This window comes from Azospirillum sp. FG154 (genome assembly GCF_057809575.1).
On record NZ_JBMDKF010000006.1, the window covers coordinates 59,782 to 75,217 of the forward strand.

At 66.6% G+C, this 15,436-nt stretch carries 18 protein-coding genes and 1 tRNA gene; 6 read left to right on the forward strand and 13 right to left on the reverse strand.

All coding sequences use genetic code 11. The features are described 5' to 3' along the window. Position 1: 1 nt before the first annotated feature. From ACODS4_RS08880 to rplU, 5 genes are all read right to left on the reverse strand, one after another. A complete protein-coding gene (locus ACODS4_RS08880) occupies positions 2-640 on the reverse strand; it encodes an HAD family hydrolase (protein WP_488862776.1) in 639 nt (212 codons plus the stop codon). Between the two features lie 17 nt (positions 641-657). Next, positions 658-1,797 carry a glutamate 5-kinase gene (gene proB, locus ACODS4_RS08885; RefSeq protein WP_488862778.1) on the reverse strand — a complete coding sequence of 380 codons (1,140 nt, stop codon included), beginning with the start codon at positions 1,795-1,797 and terminating at the stop codon, positions 658-660. Beyond that, entirely contained in the window at positions 1,787-3,076 is a 1,290-nt protein-coding gene (obgE, locus tag ACODS4_RS08890) for a GTPase ObgE (RefSeq protein WP_488862780.1), read from the reverse strand. Before obgE ends, proB begins: the two co-directional genes overlap by 11 nt. A gap of 162 nt (positions 3,077-3,238) precedes the next feature. Then, a complete protein-coding gene (rpmA, locus tag ACODS4_RS08895) occupies positions 3,239-3,526 on the reverse strand; it encodes a 50S ribosomal protein L27 (protein WP_119829044.1) in 288 nt (95 codons plus the stop codon). Between the two features lie 39 nt (positions 3,527-3,565). Beyond that, complete coding sequence (gene rplU, locus ACODS4_RS08900; protein WP_085555236.1) at positions 3,566-3,883, reverse strand: 50S ribosomal protein L21; 318 nt, start codon at positions 3,881-3,883, stop codon at positions 3,566-3,568. Positions 3,884-4,090: 207 nt separating this feature from the next. Between rplU and ACODS4_RS08905 the strand changes: the two genes are divergently transcribed. Continuing rightward, positions 4,091-4,180, forward strand: a tRNA-Ser gene (locus ACODS4_RS08905). Between the two features lie 153 nt (positions 4,181-4,333). Here ACODS4_RS08905 and ACODS4_RS08910 read toward each other — a convergent pair. After that, positions 4,334-5,359 carry an NAD(P)-dependent alcohol dehydrogenase gene (locus ACODS4_RS08910; RefSeq protein WP_488862782.1) on the reverse strand — a complete coding sequence of 342 codons (1,026 nt, stop codon included), beginning with the start codon at positions 5,357-5,359 and terminating at the stop codon, positions 4,334-4,336. Between the two features lie 142 nt (positions 5,360-5,501). Between ACODS4_RS08910 and ACODS4_RS08915 the strand changes: the two genes are divergently transcribed. After that, positions 5,502-6,203: a TetR/AcrR family transcriptional regulator gene (locus tag ACODS4_RS08915; RefSeq protein WP_488862784.1), complete on the forward strand. Its 702-nt coding sequence runs from the start codon at positions 5,502-5,504 to the stop codon at positions 6,201-6,203. Between the two features lie 57 nt (positions 6,204-6,260). Here the strand turns inward: ACODS4_RS08915 and cobT are convergent, their stop codons facing one another. The 5 genes from cobT to ACODS4_RS08940 form a co-directional block, all read right to left on the reverse strand. Further along, positions 6,261-8,132, reverse strand: a complete 1,872-nt coding sequence (cobT, locus tag ACODS4_RS08920) for a cobaltochelatase subunit CobT (RefSeq protein ID WP_488862786.1) — start codon at positions 8,130-8,132, stop codon at positions 6,261-6,263. Between the two features lie 6 nt (positions 8,133-8,138). Further along, positions 8,139-8,537 carry a type II toxin-antitoxin system VapC family toxin gene (locus ACODS4_RS08925; protein WP_488862788.1) on the reverse strand — a complete coding sequence of 133 codons (399 nt, stop codon included), beginning with the start codon at positions 8,535-8,537 and terminating at the stop codon, positions 8,139-8,141. Then, positions 8,534-8,809, reverse strand: coding sequence for an AbrB/MazE/SpoVT family DNA-binding domain-containing protein (locus ACODS4_RS08930; RefSeq protein ID WP_488862790.1), 276 nt, complete (start codon positions 8,807-8,809; stop codon positions 8,534-8,536). The genes ACODS4_RS08925 and ACODS4_RS08930 overlap by 4 nt, the downstream gene beginning before the upstream one ends. A 30-nt stretch (positions 8,810-8,839) precedes the next feature. Further along, positions 8,840-9,844: a cobaltochelatase subunit CobS gene (gene cobS / locus ACODS4_RS08935; RefSeq protein ID WP_298368856.1), complete on the reverse strand. Its 1,005-nt coding sequence runs from the start codon at positions 9,842-9,844 to the stop codon at positions 8,840-8,842. Between the two features lie 75 nt (positions 9,845-9,919). Beyond that, positions 9,920-10,507 carry a J domain-containing protein gene (locus ACODS4_RS08940; protein ID WP_488862792.1) on the reverse strand — a complete coding sequence of 196 codons (588 nt, stop codon included), beginning with the start codon at positions 10,505-10,507 and terminating at the stop codon, positions 9,920-9,922. 159 nt (positions 10,508-10,666) lie between these two features. Between ACODS4_RS08940 and ACODS4_RS08945 the strand changes: the two genes are divergently transcribed. Together ACODS4_RS08945 and ACODS4_RS08950 are read left to right on the forward strand one after the other, a co-directional pair. Next, positions 10,667-10,942 carry a BolA family protein gene (locus tag ACODS4_RS08945; protein WP_488862793.1) on the forward strand — a complete coding sequence of 92 codons (276 nt, stop codon included), beginning with the start codon at positions 10,667-10,669 and terminating at the stop codon, positions 10,940-10,942. Between the two features lie 220 nt (positions 10,943-11,162). Next, positions 11,163-11,651: a ribbon-helix-helix domain-containing protein gene (locus ACODS4_RS08950; RefSeq protein WP_488862795.1), complete on the forward strand. Its 489-nt coding sequence runs from the start codon at positions 11,163-11,165 to the stop codon at positions 11,649-11,651. 210 nt (positions 11,652-11,861) lie between these two features. Here the strand turns inward: ACODS4_RS08950 and ACODS4_RS08955 are convergent, their stop codons facing one another. Further along, positions 11,862-12,809: an AEC family transporter gene (locus tag ACODS4_RS08955; protein WP_488862797.1), complete on the reverse strand. Its 948-nt coding sequence runs from the start codon at positions 12,807-12,809 to the stop codon at positions 11,862-11,864. A gap of 151 nt (positions 12,810-12,960) precedes the next feature. Here ACODS4_RS08955 and ACODS4_RS08960 point away from each other — a divergent pair, with 151 nt between their 5' ends. Together ACODS4_RS08960 and ACODS4_RS08965 are read left to right on the forward strand one after the other, a co-directional pair. Then, the gene (locus ACODS4_RS08960) at positions 12,961-13,365 is read left to right on the forward strand and encodes a tellurite resistance TerB family protein (protein WP_488862799.1); all 405 of its coding nucleotides are present in this window, start codon (positions 12,961-12,963) and stop codon (positions 13,363-13,365) included. A gap of 20 nt (positions 13,366-13,385) precedes the next feature. Further along, positions 13,386-14,273, forward strand: coding sequence for an NAD(P)-dependent oxidoreductase (locus ACODS4_RS08965; RefSeq protein WP_488862801.1), 888 nt, complete (start codon positions 13,386-13,388; stop codon positions 14,271-14,273). Between the two features lie 59 nt (positions 14,274-14,332). Here ACODS4_RS08965 and ACODS4_RS08970 read toward each other — a convergent pair whose 3' ends face one another. Further along, positions 14,333-15,355: an aspartate-semialdehyde dehydrogenase gene (locus ACODS4_RS08970; protein WP_488862802.1), complete on the reverse strand. Its 1,023-nt coding sequence runs from the start codon at positions 15,353-15,355 to the stop codon at positions 14,333-14,335. Positions 15,356-15,436: the final 81 nt, after the last annotated feature.

The following is a 15,436-nucleotide window of genomic DNA, read 5'->3' on the forward strand; positions in this document are numbered from 1 at the left end:
GTCAGGCGGAGATCCCGCACAGCGCGTCCCAATCCAGCGCGCCGGGGTCTTCGACCAGATGGTCCACCGCGTCAAAGGCGATGCCGGGATCCTGCGGCCACGCGATGGTCAGCATCCCGGCGGCGGCGGCGCTGCGCGCGCCGGTGGGGCTGTCTTCGATCACCGCGCAGGCTTCGGGCGGCAGGCCCAGCTTGGCGGCGGCGGTCAGATAGGGTTCCGGGTGCGGTTTGCCGTTGGCGACGTCGTTCCGGCTGATGCTGAAACGGAAATGCGGCAGCCCCATCGCCACCATGTGGGCGTCCACCACCTCGCGCCCGCTGTTCGACACGCAGGCCTGATGCAAGCCGCGCGCGGCGAAGGATTCGACCAGCGCGAAGGCCCCCGGACGCGGCTGAACGTTGGCGACGCGGGTCAAATAGAGCGCGTTGATCTCGTCGATGCACTGATCCACCGTGACCGGCATCGGGCGGGCGGCGTTGAGCTGGGTGCAGAGATCGCGAAACGACACGCCGACCAGCGACGCGCACAGCTCCTCGCTCAGCTCATGGCCATAGCCCCGGCAGACATCGACGATGGCGCGCTTGTGCCACGGCTCGCTGTCCATCAGCGTGCCGTCGATGTCCCACAGAACGGCCCGCACGGGCGCGTGAAACCGTCTCACCGCACCACCAGATCGTCGCGGTGGATGATCTCGTCGCGGTCGCGGTAGCCCAGCAGCGTTTCGATCTCGTGGCTTTTGCGTCCGGCGATGCGGCGGGCGTTTTCGGCGGAGTAGGAGGCCAGACCGCGCGCCACCTCGCGCCCGTCCTGGGCGCGGACCACCACCACGTCGCCGCGCTCGAACTCGCCAAACACGGCGGTGACGCCAGCGGGCAGCAGACTGGCGCCGTTGGCCAAGGCGCGCAACGCGCCGTCGTCCACCGTCAGCACGCCCGCCGTGTTCATGTGCCCGGCGATCCAGGCCTTCCGCGCGCTCGACGGTTCGGCCTGCGGCAGGAACCAGGTGCACAGCGCGCCGCCATCTTCGGGACGCTTTTCCAACGCGGCCAGCGGGTTCATCCGCTTGCCCTTGGCGATGACCATCCGGCATCCGGCGGACAGAGCCACCCGCGCCGCCGCGATCTTCGTCACCATGCCGCCGCTGCTGTAGCCGGGCGGCGGCTCGCCCGCCATGCCTTCGATGGCGGGGGTCAACTCGCGCACCGTCGGGATGTGGGCGGCGTCAGGATCCTTGCGCGGGTCGGCGGTGTAAAGACCGTCGATGTCCGACAGCAGGATCAGCGTGTCGGCGCTTATCATCTGCGCCACGCGGGCGGCGAGGCGGTCGTTGTCGCCAAAGCGGATTTCAGCGGTGGCGACGGTGTCGTTTTCGTTGATGACCGGGACCGCGCCCAGCTTCAGCAGCGTGTCGATGGTGCTGCGCGCGTTCAGGTGCCGCCGCCGCTCCTCGGTGTCTTCCAGCGTCACCAGCACTTGCGCGACGGTGACGTCGTGGCGGGCCAGCGTTTCCTGATAGGCGTGGGCCAGCCGGATTTGCCCGGTGGCCGCCGCCGCCTGTTTCTCCTCCAGCTTCAAGGTCCGGCCAACCAGCCCGAGATGCTCGCGCCCGCAGGCCACGGCGCCGGAGGTGACGATCACCACCTCCTGGCCCCGCTTGCGGCAGGCGGCGACGTCGTCGGCCAGGGCGTCCAGCCAGTCGCGGCGAATCTGGCGGGTGTCGCCATCGACCAGCAGGGCCGAGCCGATCTTGACGACCAGACGGCGGGACTCAAGAAGGGTGGGGGAGTCAGACGACATCGGGCTTGGTTCCGTGCTGGTCTTCGTCTTCGGCGTCTTCGCCATCGCTGTCCTCGTCGGACTCTTCCCCGTCGAGATCGCCGTCTTCAAGGTCGCCCTCTTCCGGATCGGCGGCGTCGTCGATCAGGTCGTCGTCGAGATCCTCGTCCTCCAGCAGCTCCTCGTCGCCGCCGACCCATTCACCGGCCTCGTCGTCCCACTGCATGCCTTCGTCCGGCAGCTTTTGGCCGACTGGCGGGCGCGGCATCGACCGGGTGGCGGGGGCGTGGATGACCTCCGGCTCTTCCTCTTTCGATTCCTTGATGACGGTCAGCAGGCGGTACAGCACCTTTTGCACGCCCTGGCCGGTGGCGCCGGACAGGACCATCACCTCGGCCCCCGAGGCGGCTTCCAGCGCCGCCTTTTTCTCGTCGATCTCCTCATCGAGCAGGGCGTCGGCCTTGTTCAGCCCGATGACCTCCAGCTTGTCGGCCAGATTGCCGCCATAGGCTTCCAGCTCGTTGCGAATCGTCCGATAGGAGGCGACGACGTCGTCCGCCGTGCCGTCGATCAGATGCAGCAGAATGCGCGAACGCTCGACATGGCCCAGGAAACGGTCGCCCAGGCCATGGCCCTCATGCGCGCCTTCGATCAAGCCGGGGATGTCGGCGATGACGAATTCCTCGTCGCCCGCCCGCACGACGCCCAGATTGGGGGCCAGGGTGGTGAAGGGGTAATCGGCGATCTTCGGCTTGGCCGCCGTGGTCGCGGCGAGGAAGGTGGATTTCCCGGCGTTGGGCAAGCCCAACAGACCGGCGTCGGCGATCAGCTTCAGGCGCAGCCACACCCATTGCTCCTGTCCCGGCCATCCGGGGTGGAACTTGCGCGGCGCGCGATTCGTCGGGGTCTTGAAATGGGCGTTGCCGTGGCCGCCGTCGCCGCCGCGCAGGAACACGCGGCGCTGCCCGGCTTCGGTCAGGTCGCACAGCACGGTTTCCTGGTTTTCATCCAGGATTTGGGTGCCGACCGGCACGCGCAGCACGACATCCTCGCCACGGGCGCCGTTGCGGTTGCCGCCCATGCCGTGATGGCCGCGTTGGGCCTTGAAATGCTGTTTGTAACGGTAGTCGATCAGCGTGTTCAGGCCGTCGGCGGCCTCGATCACGATGTCGCCGCCGCGCCCGCCGTCGCCGCCGTCGGGGCCGCCGAACTCGATGTATTTCTCGCGGCGGAAGGCCACGGCGCCGGGGCCGCCGTCACCGCTTTTCAAGTAAACCTTGGCCTGATCGAGAAACTTCATCGTGCACCTTTGCCCATCGGGACGCCCGGTTGGCGAAAACGAAAGAAACGGAAAACCAAAAACAAAAATCGGGAGTCCGGTCGCCCGGTCTCCCGATTTTATCCCACAACCGTACGGGCCTGCTACACGGGCCGCGCGACGACCCCGTTACAGAGGCTCTGGTTACTCAGCCGCGACGGCCGGAACCGAGTCGTTCGCCGCCTGAACGACGTTCACATAGGTGCGACCGTTCGAGCTGTGCTTGAAGAACACCTGACCATCGGCCATCGCGAAGATGGTGTGATCGCGGCCCAGGCCGACATTCACGCCCGGATGGAACTTCGTGCCGCGCTGGCGGACGATGATGTTGCCGGAGATGACGTTCTCGCCGCCAAAACGCTTCACGCCGAGACGGCGACCAGCGGAATCGCGACCGTTGCGGGACGAGCCGCCTGCCTTTTTATGCGCCATGGTGTGTTGACTCCTGTCCTAAAAACGACGCTGGACCAATCAGGCCGCGCCGTTGATCCCGGTGATGCGCAGGACGGTCAGGTCCTGGCGGTGGCCGTTCTTACGGCGATAATTTTGGCGGCGCTTCTTCTTGAAGACGATGATCTTCGGACCACGGTCCTGAGCGACCACCTCGGCCACCACAGCGGCGCCAGCCACCGTCGGGGTGCCAATCGTCGTGTTGCCGGCGTCGCCGACCATCAGCACGTCATCGAGCGTGATGGAAGCGCCAGCTTCGGCTTCAATCTTTTCAACGCGGATCACGTCGCCATTGGCGACCTTGTACTGCTTGCCGCCGGTGCGGATCACTGCAAACATCGTCGTCACTGCCTATATCAAAACAAACGGCGGGCTGCTCGCCCACCGTTCGATGCGCAAGCCCGTTCATGGGAGCGGGGATCTATACGCAGCCCGCTGTGAGAGTCAACAGGTTGCTGTTGAGGATGATGGCATTTTTCCGCAAAAAAGGGCTTGCGCGTTTCCTGCGGTTTGATTAGGTTCCCGCCACCCCGGAAACGGGGGCGCGGAGGGGTGGCAGAGTGGTCGATTGCACCGCACTCGAAATGCGGCATACCTGTGAGGGTATCGGGAGTTCGAATCTCCCCCCCTCCGCCATATCGCACAGATGACACGCCAGACCACGGCGATGTGCAAGGATAATTTAGAAGCTTATCGGCAAGGCCGCTCGTTCGAGTGGCCTTTTTGCTGTGCGTCCTGTGTCGGCCCTCTTTGCCGCCCGCCCATTGCGGCGACGGCGCGACCAATGGGTCACGTGGCGCCGGGCGGTATCGATATCACGCTGATTCCCTGCGCGCGCCCTTCCATCAGATGCCGGTATCCGTCAGCGGTCTCGGCCAGGGAAAAGCGGCGGTCGATCACGGGCAGCACCTGCCCTTGCTCCAGAAGGGAGCCAAGCGCCAGCAGATCGGGGCGGGTCGGTTTCATCAGGAACGGAGCCATCCGACGGCGGGCCATCGCCCCAACGGCCACCACCTTGACCATCCACGCCAGCGGACCCACCCAATCATCGGAGTCGCCTCCGGCGCTGGACACGAACACGCCATTGGTCGTCATCAGAGGAATCCAGTCCGACGGTGGGCGGTTGCCGACCAGATCCAGGATCACATCATGGCGCAGGCCGCAGCGGGTCACGTCCTCCCGCTGGTAATCCACCACCCGGTCGGCTCCCAACGCGGCGATGGTGGCGACGCTTCGCCCGCTGCACACCGCTGTGACCTCCGCCCCCAGCGCTTTGGCGATCTGCACCGCAAGGCTGCCCACCCCGCCCGCCGCCCCGTTGATGAGCGCGCGTTGTCCGGATTGCAGTTGACCGGCGTTGCGCAACGCCTGGAGCGCGGTCAGGCCAGACACCGGCAGGGCGGCGGCCTGCTCCACTGTGCGGTTGGCGGGAATCGGCACGAGGTGATCGGCCGGAGCAACGGCGAATTCGGCGAAGGCCCCGCCGGGAACCAAGCCGAACACCTCCTGCCCAACCTGCAAGTTGGTGACGTTCCGACCGACGGCGCAGACCCAACCGGCCAGATTCTGTCCAGGCACTCGGTGATTGGGGCGCCGGACGCCGAATCCGGCAATCCGAATCAGGTAGGGGCGACCGGTCAGCGCATGAACATCGCCCTTGCACAAGCCCGCCGTTCCCACCCGGACCAGCACCGCGTCGTCACCGACGTCAGGCGTCGCCAGCGTTTCCAGCCGTAGGACGTCGGGCGGGCCGTATTGGTCCGTAACCACCGCCGTCATGCTCGGACGGCGACGGTTAAGCAGGTCCGATCCCATATCGCTTCCGTTCTTTGCTGGGCTGTTCAGCGCGCTCATGATCGGCTACCACCTGTGTCGCGAGGGTCTTGTGCTTACGGCGTAAGCTTTGGACCAGATGGAACTTACACAGTAAGTTTGTCAAGCCGGGACGACTCTAGCGATGCCCAAAACCACCCTCACGCGGCGCGCGACACGCCAATCGACGCGCCAGCCGCTGACGCCGGATCGGGTGCTGGACGCCGCCTTGGCTCTGGCAGACGCGGAGGGGGCGGACGCGCTGTCCATGCGGCGGGTGGCCAGCGCCTTGGGCGTGGAGGCGATGTCGCTGTACAACCACGTCGCCAACAAGGACGCGCTGCTGTCCGGTCTGGTGGACCGGGTCGTCGGTGAGATCGCCTTGCCCGCCATCCATGGGGATTGGCGGGCGGAGATGCGGCGGCGGGCGGTGTCGGCCCACGTGACGCTGACGCGCCATCCCTGGGCGGCGTTGCTGATCATCTCGCGGATCAACGTCGGACCGATGATGCTGCGCTACATCAACGCGACGGTCGGTTGCCTGCGCGAGGCGGGATTCAGTTACGCCGAGGCTGACCACGCGTGGAACGCCATCGACAGCCATGTCTATGGCTTTACGGTCCAGGCGCTGAAGTTTCCGCTCAAGCCGGAAGAGTATGTCCCGGCGGCGCGCGGCTATCTGCCGATGATTCCGCCCGATCTGCCCTATTTCCGGGGGCTGACGACCGAGGTGGCGGAAGGCCGCCACGACGGTCTGCACGCCTTCACCTTCGGGCTGGACCTGCTTCTGGATGGTTTGGAGAGGATGCGCCTCGCCAGCGCCGCCGCGTCGTCTCCGATTCGGTGAACCGGCGCTTGAGGGAAGAGCGGCCCGGTCGACAGGCCGCCTGGAGGATGGCGTCGGTCAGCGCCAGCGGCGACGCCCGCCGCCGCGCCGGTCGTCCTCGTCGAACAGTTCGGCCAGCTTGTTCATCATGGTGCCGCCCAACTGTTCGGCGTCCACGATGGTGACGGCGCGGCGGTAATAGCGGGTCACGTCATGGCCGATGCCGATCGCGACCAGCTCCACCGGGGAACGGGTTTCGATCTGCTCGATCACTTGGCGCAGGTGACGCTCCAGATAATTGCCCGCGTTGACCGACAGGGTCGAATCATCGACCGGCGCGCCGTCGGAAATCACCATCAGGATGCGGCGCTGTTCCGGGCGGCCCATCAGACGGTTGTAGGCCCATTGCAGGGCTTCGCCGTCGATGTTCTCCTTCAGGATGCCTTCGCGCAGCATCAGGCCGAGATTCTTGCGGGCGCGCCGCCACGGCATGTCGGCGGCTTTGTAGACGATGTGGCGCAGATCGTTCAAACGCCCCGGCGTGGCCGGTTTGCCCGCCGCCACCCAGGCCTCGCGCGATTGGCCGCCCTTCCAGGCGCGGGTGGTGAAGCCCAGAACCTCCACCTTCACCGCGCAGCGCTCCAGCGTGCGGGCGAGGATGTCGGCGCTCATCGCGGCGATGGAGATCGGGCGCCCGCGCATCGAACCGGAATTGTCGATCAACAGCGACACCACGGTGTCGCGGAAATCGGTTTCCTTTTCCTTTTTGAAGGACAGCGGCAGGACCGGGTTGGCGACGACGCGGGCCAGACGGGCGGCGTCGAGGATGCCCTCCTCCAGATCGAAGCTCCAGGACCGCTGTTGCTTGGCCATCAGGCGGCGTTGCAGGCGGTTGGCCAGCTTGGAAATCACGCCCTGGAGATGCTGCAACTGCTGGTCCAGCAGGGCGCGCAGCCGCTCCAGCTCCGCCGGGTCGCACAGGTCGGCGGCCTCGACGATTTCGTCGAATTGGGCGGTGTAGGCCTTGTAGGCGTTGGGATCGGGTTCGTTGCGGCGGCTTTGGTCGTTGCGCCAGGGTTGGCCGGGACCGGCGGGCTGTTCGGCCCCCTCGCCCTCGCCCATCTCCATGTCGCCCTCTTCGCCAGCCCCCTCTTCGGCGCTGTCGCCCATTTCGGAGGAGTCCTGCATCTCCGACGAGGCCATGGAATCCGAGTCGCTGTCGGAATCGTCCTGGCTGCGGGTCTGGCCATGCTCGGGCGATTCGGAATCTTCGGAGGAGGATTTGGACTCGTCCTCCTCCTGCTCCTCTTCGGCCTCCTGGCCGACCTCCATGTCCAGATCGGTCAGCAGGCGGCGGACGGCGCGGGCGTAGGAATCCTGATCGGCGGCGTGCTCGGCCAGACCATGCAGATCCTTGCCGAGTTTTTCCTCGATCCACGGGCGCCACAGATCGACGGCGTGCGATGCTGCGGGCGGCGGCGGCGCGCCGGTCATCGCCTCGCGCGCGATCATGCGCAGGGCCTCGGCCAAGGGAACCTGCCCGCGATCCTCGAAACGGTCGAAGCCCTGGCGGGCGTATTTGTCGTCCAGCGCCGCTTCCAGATTGCGGGCGACGCCCGCCATATGTTGGGCGCCCAGCGCCTCGCAGCGGGCCTGTTCCAGCGCGTCGAAGGCCTGGCGGGCGGAATCGCCCAGCGGCAGCCGGTGGGCGTGGATGATGGGGTCGTGATGGCGCAGCCGCAGCGACACGGCGTCGGCGGCCCCGCGCAGCTTGGCTATGTCCGCCGGATTGAGATCGCGCGCCGGAAGCGGCACCCGCACCCGCTGCCCCGCCATGCCGGGCGGGTCGGAGGAAAAGGCGACCTGCACCTCCATCCGATGCGACAGGGCGCGCACCGTGGCGGCGGTGGACCGCTTGAAGGCCTCGACGGGGTTGTCGTTCTGGGTCATGGGATGTCAGGCCAGATGTTGGAATTCGGGCAGGCGCGCGGCCTTGCGGTCAAAGGTCAGCGTGGTGGCGCAGCCTTGGCCCTGATTGCCGATGGCGATCAAAGCGTCGGAGAAGTCGGCGGGGCCGGAGCGGTAACGGTCCAGCGCCTCCCGCGCGTCATCCCGGTCTTCGACCTGCAAATCGTCGTTGCTCAGGATGGCGTCGAGAAAGCGGCTGACCTCCAACCGGGAGCGGTCGAACACGCTTTCCATCACCCAGACGAATTCGACGAGAACCACCCGGTTGATGAAACAGCGCTCGCCGGAAGCGACGGCGTCGCGGACGGCGGCCCGCACGCGCGCCGCCTGTTCGGCGTCGTCTTCGATGATGAGCCGGACCAGCGCGTTTGTGTCCAGACCGATCATTCCCTCAGGAACCTCTCGGCGGCGCGGCGGCGGACGGCGTCGGTCATCTCGTCGTTTGAAACCGCGCGGGAGAAACGCCCGCCGATGCCGATCAGCGCGTCGATGGACGACCCGCCCGCGTCGGCGGCGCTGGACGCGCGCCCCCCCGCCCCCGACAGCCGCAAGGACCGATGGACCGGATCGACGTCGAGGCGCACGCGATCACCCGGCTTGAGGCCGAGTTGATCGCGCACGGCTTGGGAAAGCCGCAATTCGCCGTCGGGTCCGATCACGCCGTGGTCCATCGTCTCCTCCGCGACCGATCACACGAGGTTCGCCTGAACCCCGGTTTCCGGCAGTTCGACGCCGAAGCAGCGCTGGTAATATTCAGCGACCGTCGGACGCTCCACCTCGTCGCACTTGTTCAGGAAGGTGATGCGGAAGGCGAAGGCGACATCGTTGAAGATGCGCGCGTTTTCCGCCCAGGTGATGACCGTGCGCGGACTCATCACGGTGGAGATGTCGCCGTTCATGAAGCCCGCCCGCGACAGATCGGCCAGACGCACCATTGAGGCGACCAGCTCGCGCCCCTTGGGATCGTCATAGGCCTTGACCTTGGCGGAGACGATCTTGATCTCGTCCTCGACCGGCAGATAATTCAGGGTCGCGACGATGTTCCAGCGGTCCATCTGACCCTGGTTGATCTGCTGCGTGCCGTGATACAGGCCGGTGGTGTCGCCCAGGCCAACCGTGTTGGCGGTGGAGAACAGGCGGAAGGCCGGGTGCGGGCGGATGACGCGGTTCTGGTCGAGCAGCGTCAGCTTGCCTTCGACCTCCAGCACGCGCTGGATGACGAACATCACGTCGGGGCGCCCCGCGTCATACTCGTCGAACACCAGGGCGCAGGCGTGCTGCAAGGCCCAGGGCAGGATGCCTTCGCGGTATTCCGTGACCTGGACGCCGTCGCGCAGGACGATGGCGTCCTTGCCCATCAGGTCGATGCGGCTGATGTGGCTGTCCAGATTGACGCGGATGCACGGCCAGTTGAGGCGGGCGGCGACCTGCTCGATGTGGGTCGATTTGCCGGTGCCGTGATAGCCCTGCACCATGACGCGGCGGTTGAACGCGAAACCGGCGAGGATCGCCAGCGTCGTGTCGCGGTCGAAGCGATAGGCTTCGTCCACGTCCGGGACATGTTCGGTGCGTTGGCTGAAGGCCGGCACCTGCATGGCGCTGTCGATGCCGAAGACGTCGCGCACCGAAACGGTGGTGTCGGGCTTGTGGTCGAACAGGGCCGAACTGGCCTGCGTGGCTCCTTGGGAAGGCATGGGTTGGCTTCTTACGTTCCAGCGAGTGTCGGTTGTCCGGCGGTCGCGGGGGATGCCCGGCCCGCCATCGTGGGGTCACGCAGCATAACAGGCTTTCAGCGTGTTGTAGGCGAGATTGATCTCTTTCAATTTTTCTTCCGCCGCCTTGTCTCCTCCGTTCGCGTCGGGATGATGCAGCTTGGCCAGTTCCCGATAGCGCGCCTTGATCTGGGTGAAATCGACCGGCGGCGCCAGATTGAGGACGGCCAGAGCCTCCTCCTCGGCGGTGCGGGCGGCCTGACGGCGCTGCGCCGCCTTGGCCTCCTCCTCGCTTTTGCCGGTTTCCTGGCCGAACTCAAAGCTGAAGCCGTGCAAAACGCGGTCGCGCAGGAATTTTTCCTGCGCCCCCCATTTGCCCAGCGGCCAGCTTGGCCGTTGCCAGGTGGCGTCGCGACGGACCTCGGCCTCGATCTGGTCGACCGACATGCCCGCGTAATAATCCCAGGAGCGGTTGTAGTCCCGCGCGTGCTCCAGGCAGAACCACCAATACTCATTCAGCGAGTTGCGGCTTTTCGGCGCGCGATGCTCGCCCGAGGCCACACAGTCCGGGTGGTCGCAGACGCGGGTTCCCACCCGCGAGGCGGTGTGGCTGTCGTAGCTGTTGCGGGCGCGGCTCTTGCTCATGGGGCAAGTATGAGAAGCGGCGGTCGGTCTGGCAAGCGCGCCAGCGCGTCCCTCCGTCATGCGCGCGGGCGGCGATCCTCCGCTTGACAGGATGGGGCCGTCCCACTCACCTGTTTTGAGAGGCCTTCGCCGGATTGACCGTCAACCCCTGGGGATTTCATGGAATACGCCGCCCGCATCCGTCAGAAGCTGACCGCTGGCCTGTCGCCCGTCCAATTGGACATTGTGGACGAGTCCGACCGCCACGCCGGACATGCCGGAGCCGACGCCAAGGGGGAGACGCATTTTCACGTCACCGTGGTGTCCGCCGCCTTCACCGGAAAATCACGGGTGGAGCGGCAGCGCATGGTTTACGCGCTGTTGGCCGATGAGTTGAGCGAGCGTGTCCACGCTCTGGGGCTGACCACGCGGACGGACGCTGAAACAACCGGCTGAGCCAAGTCCCCACCAAGACAATCGGGGGTCTGCGCACAGAAATGCACACATACGCGTGCAACCGACGGTCGATTTTCCGATAAATGCGAACAAAAATATCGGCGAGCGATGTTGCATTTCTCGTATCGTTTAGTAGAGTGCCGCCTATGCAACCATGTATCGCGCCGTGACGGACGTAAATTTCGCGTGTTCGTCGGCGGCTTCGTGGAAGGGGCTGCGGATGGCGAAGCGTGGGCCGAAGAAAAAGCGGGTGGATCCCCCCAAACAGGGGGTGGAGCCGCTGAGAAGCCAGAACATCATGATCGGCGGACACCGCACGAGCATGCGGTTGGAGCCGTCCATGTGGGACGCTCTGGAAGACATTGGGCGTCGGGAAGGGCTTTCGGTCAACAAGCTCTGCACCTCGATCAAGGAGCGAATCGAAGAGCAGGCGCGCCGTCGCGGCGTGCCGCCGGAGGAGGCGGACGTCACCTTGACCTCGGCGGTCCGGGTGTTCATCGCCGCCTATTACCGGCGGGCCTGCACCGAGGATGGGCATGTCCGCGCCGGTCACGGCGGCAGCGACCCGTTCCTGGGAACCCCGTTTGAGCTGACGGGGGACGAGGAGGAGGCTGAGTCGAGGGCGGCGTCCGACCGGGGGGCTGATTCGGGATTTTCGACCCATGGCAACACGGACGCCCCGAAGAATCGGCTTTCCGGCTTGATGTGAGCGTGTTCTTGCGGCGGTCGAGGTTGACGCGCCGCAATCGGCCCTGATTTTTGGTCGGCCCGGCGCATGACGGAGCTGGATCGCCTTTCCGGCGTCATGCGGGCGCGATTCGGGCGTGAACGCCCATCCCCTCCGTCCTTTCGCCGTTGTGGAAAGCGCCGGATCGCGGCGCGATGCGCGGGCTTGAGTCCGGTTGTGATCCGGCGTCTTTCACCCAGCGGGCGCGTAAACCGCCAGCAGCGCCGACAGGGTGACGACGCTCAGCACCGTGGACACCAGGATGGCGGACGAGGTGCGGTCCACGTAAATCTGGTACTGCTGCGCCACCACGAAGGTCAGCGCCCCGGTGGGCAGGGCGGCCAGGATGATGGCCGAGCCGGTCCAGAAGGGATCCATCGGGAACAGGGTGACGGTCAGCGCCCAGGTCAGGGCCGGTTGGGCCAGCAGCTTCAGGGCGCTGATCCACCCCACCTCGACCAGATCGGCCTTCAGGCTGCGCCCGGCCAGGAACAGGCCGATGGCGAACAGCGCGCAGGGACCGGCGGCGGCCCCCATCAGCTCGCAGAAGGTGGCGATGGGGCGCGGCACCGCCACGCCGGGCAACAGCGCCGCCCAGGCGATGCCGATGGCGGTGGAGACGATCAACGGATTTTTGGCCAGCGCCCGGCCAACGTCGGTCAGCGCCTTGCCCAGCCCGTGGCCGTGGCTGTTGGCGAACTCCAGCCAGATCACCGCGATGCCGACCATGATCGCGCTCATGATGACGGTGGCGAGGATGGTCGGGGCCAGATGGTCTGGGCCGAACGCGGCCAGAAACAGCGGGATTCCCATATAGCCGGTGTTGGAGAAGCTGGCGGTCAGCCCCTGCATGCACAGGATCTGCGTGCGCTCGCGGTGGACCAGCCAGCCGATCAGCGCGCCCAGCGCGTAGACCGCCAGCATCGCGCCGAGGAAGGCGCCGATGAACGGCCCGTTGAAAATCTCCGACAAGGACCGCCGCGCCGTGCCCAGGAACAGCACCGGCGGCAAGGCCATCCAATAGACGAACTTGTTCAACGCCTCCGACGAGGCGGGGCCAAGCAGCTTCGCCTTGCCGGACAGGACTCCGGCGAGGATGATGGCGAAGACGGGAAGGGCGACGTTCAGGACAACCGACATGGCGCTGACAATAGGGGGCGCGAATGGTCGCGTCGAGCCGCCGATCCCCCCGTTTCCGGCATGGCACCCTTGACGCGCCGCCGCCGCCGGGCAAGATAGCGGCGACGGGGCGTCCCGCTTCCCGAGGATTCCCCGCTCCAAGGATGAGCCAATGATCGACCATCACAGCGCGCTGATTTACGTCATGGTCCTGGTGTCGGCCTGCGACGGCGACATGACCACCGACGAGTTGGAAACCATTGGCGAGAACGTCCGCTATCTGCCGATCTTCCGCGATTTCGACGGCGATTCGGTGATGGCCGCCACCCGCGAATGCACCGCCATGCTGACCGACAGCGACGGGCTGGACACGGTGTTGACCATCATCGAACAGGCCTTGCCCAGCAAGCTGCGCGAAACCGGCTATGCGGTCGCCTGCGACATCGCCGCCGCCGACGCCAAAGCCTCGCAGGAGGAGTTGCGCATGCTGGAGATGCTGCGCCTGCGGTTGGGCGTTGATCGGCTGTGCGCCGCCGCCATCGAACGCGGCGCCCGCGCCCGCCATATGCGGCTGTGATCCCGCGCATGACCGGCGCCATGACACAGGACGCTTCCCGCCCCGACCTGTCCGGCCAAACGGTCGGCTTCATCGGGCTTGGGCTGATGGGCAAACCGATGGCGCGCGCCCTGGCGCGGGCGGGCGCGGCGCTGGTGGTGTCCAGCCGCAGCCCCGGCCCGGTCGCCGAACTGGCGGCGGAGGGCATGATCGCCGCCACCGGATCGGTGGCGGTGGCCGGGCAGGCTGAGATCATCATTCTGATGCTGACCGACACCCCGGCGGTGGAAAGCGTCGCCGAGGCGTTGCTGCCGGTGTTGCGCCCCGGTCATCTGATCGTGGACATGAGCACCACCGCCGTCGCCGCCACCCGCGTTCTGGCCGCGCGGGTTCGGGCGGTCGGGGCCGATTGGCTCGACGCCCCGGTGTCGGGCGGCACGGTGGCGGCGGAGAGCGCCGCGCTGACCATCATGGCCGGTGGCCGCGAGGCGTCCTTCGCCCGCGCCCTGCCGCTGTTCCAGGCGATGGGGCGGCGGATCACTCTGGTCGGCGACAGCGGGGCCGGGCAGATCGCCAAGACCGCGAATCAAGTCATCGTCGGCCTGACCATCGGCGCGGTGGCCGAGGCGCTGGCGCTGGCCAAGGCGGCGGGGGCCGATCCCGCCCGCGTGCGCGACGCCATTCGCGGCGGCTTCGCCGAATCCCGCATCCTCGACCTGCATGGCGGGCGGATGGTGACGGGCGATTTCACGCCGGGCGGTCGGGTGACGACCCAGATCAAGGATTTGCGTCAAGCCGAGGAACTGGCCGAACAATCCGACATCGACCTTCCGGCGCTGGGCCTGACGCTGGAGCTGTTCGAGATGCTGGCCGACCAGGGCGACGGCGGGTTGGACCACGCGGCGCTTTACCGGCTGTTTGGGCGGTGAGGCGACCGGGGCGGAGGCGGAGAGAACCGCCGCCGCCCGCCGCCGCGTTCGTCCCGCCCTCACTCCTCCAAATAATCCCGCGCCAAAATCTCGGCGATCTGCACGGCGTTCAGGGCGGCGCCCTTGCGCAGATTGTCGGCGACCGACCAGAAGGCCAGGCCGTTTCCCACCGTCACGTCGTCGCGGATGCGGCTGATGAAGACCGGGTTTTCGCCCGCGACCTCAACCGGGGTGATGTAGCCTTCCGGGGTTCCGGGCTTGTCCAGCACCGACAGGCCGGGGGCGGCGCGCAGAACCTCCAGCGCGTCTTCGGCGCTGATGTCCTGTTCCGTCTCGACATGGACCGAGGCCGCGTCGCCGATGAAGACCGGAACCCGCACGCAGGTGGCCGCGATCTTGATCTTCGGATCGAGGATCTTGCGGGTTTCGACGTTCAACATCCATTCGGCGTTGGTCGATCCATCGTCGAGGAAGCCGTCGATCTGCGGGATGACGTTGAAGGCGATCTGTTTGGGGAAGGCGCTTTTCACCACCGGATCGTTCACGAAGATGGCGCGGGTCTGGGTGAACAGCTCGTCCATCGCGTCCTTGCCCTCGCCCGAGACGGCCTGATAGGTCGAAACCACGGCGCGGCGGACGGTGTAGCGGTCGTGCAGCGGCTTCAGCGCGATGACCAGTTGGATGGTCGCGCTGCTGGGGGCGGCGACGATGTAGCGCTGCTTGTACCCGGCCAGCGCCTGGGGATTGACCTCCGGCACGACCAGCGGCACGTCGGGATCCATGCGGAAGGTTGGCCCGGTGTCGATCACCACGCAGCCGGACGTCGCGGCGCGCGACGCGTGGGCGGCGACCAGCTTGGCGTCCACCGCCATGAAGGCGATGTCGACGGTGGAGAAATCGAAGCTGGCGAGATTCTGGACCTTCAGAACCCCATCGTCGCCATAGGACACCTCATGCCCGATGGCGCGATCCGTCCCCAGCGCGACGACGGCGTCGGCGGGGAATTTCCGCTCGGCCAGCGTGTTCAGGATCTCCCGCCCGACGTTGCCGGTGGCGCCGATGACGGCGACGGTGTAGCCCATGACGGAGGTCTCCTTGGTGCTCAGGGAAAACAGGCGCGAAGAGCGAGTGACCTAGGCGCTTTCCCGGTCAATTGCAACCCG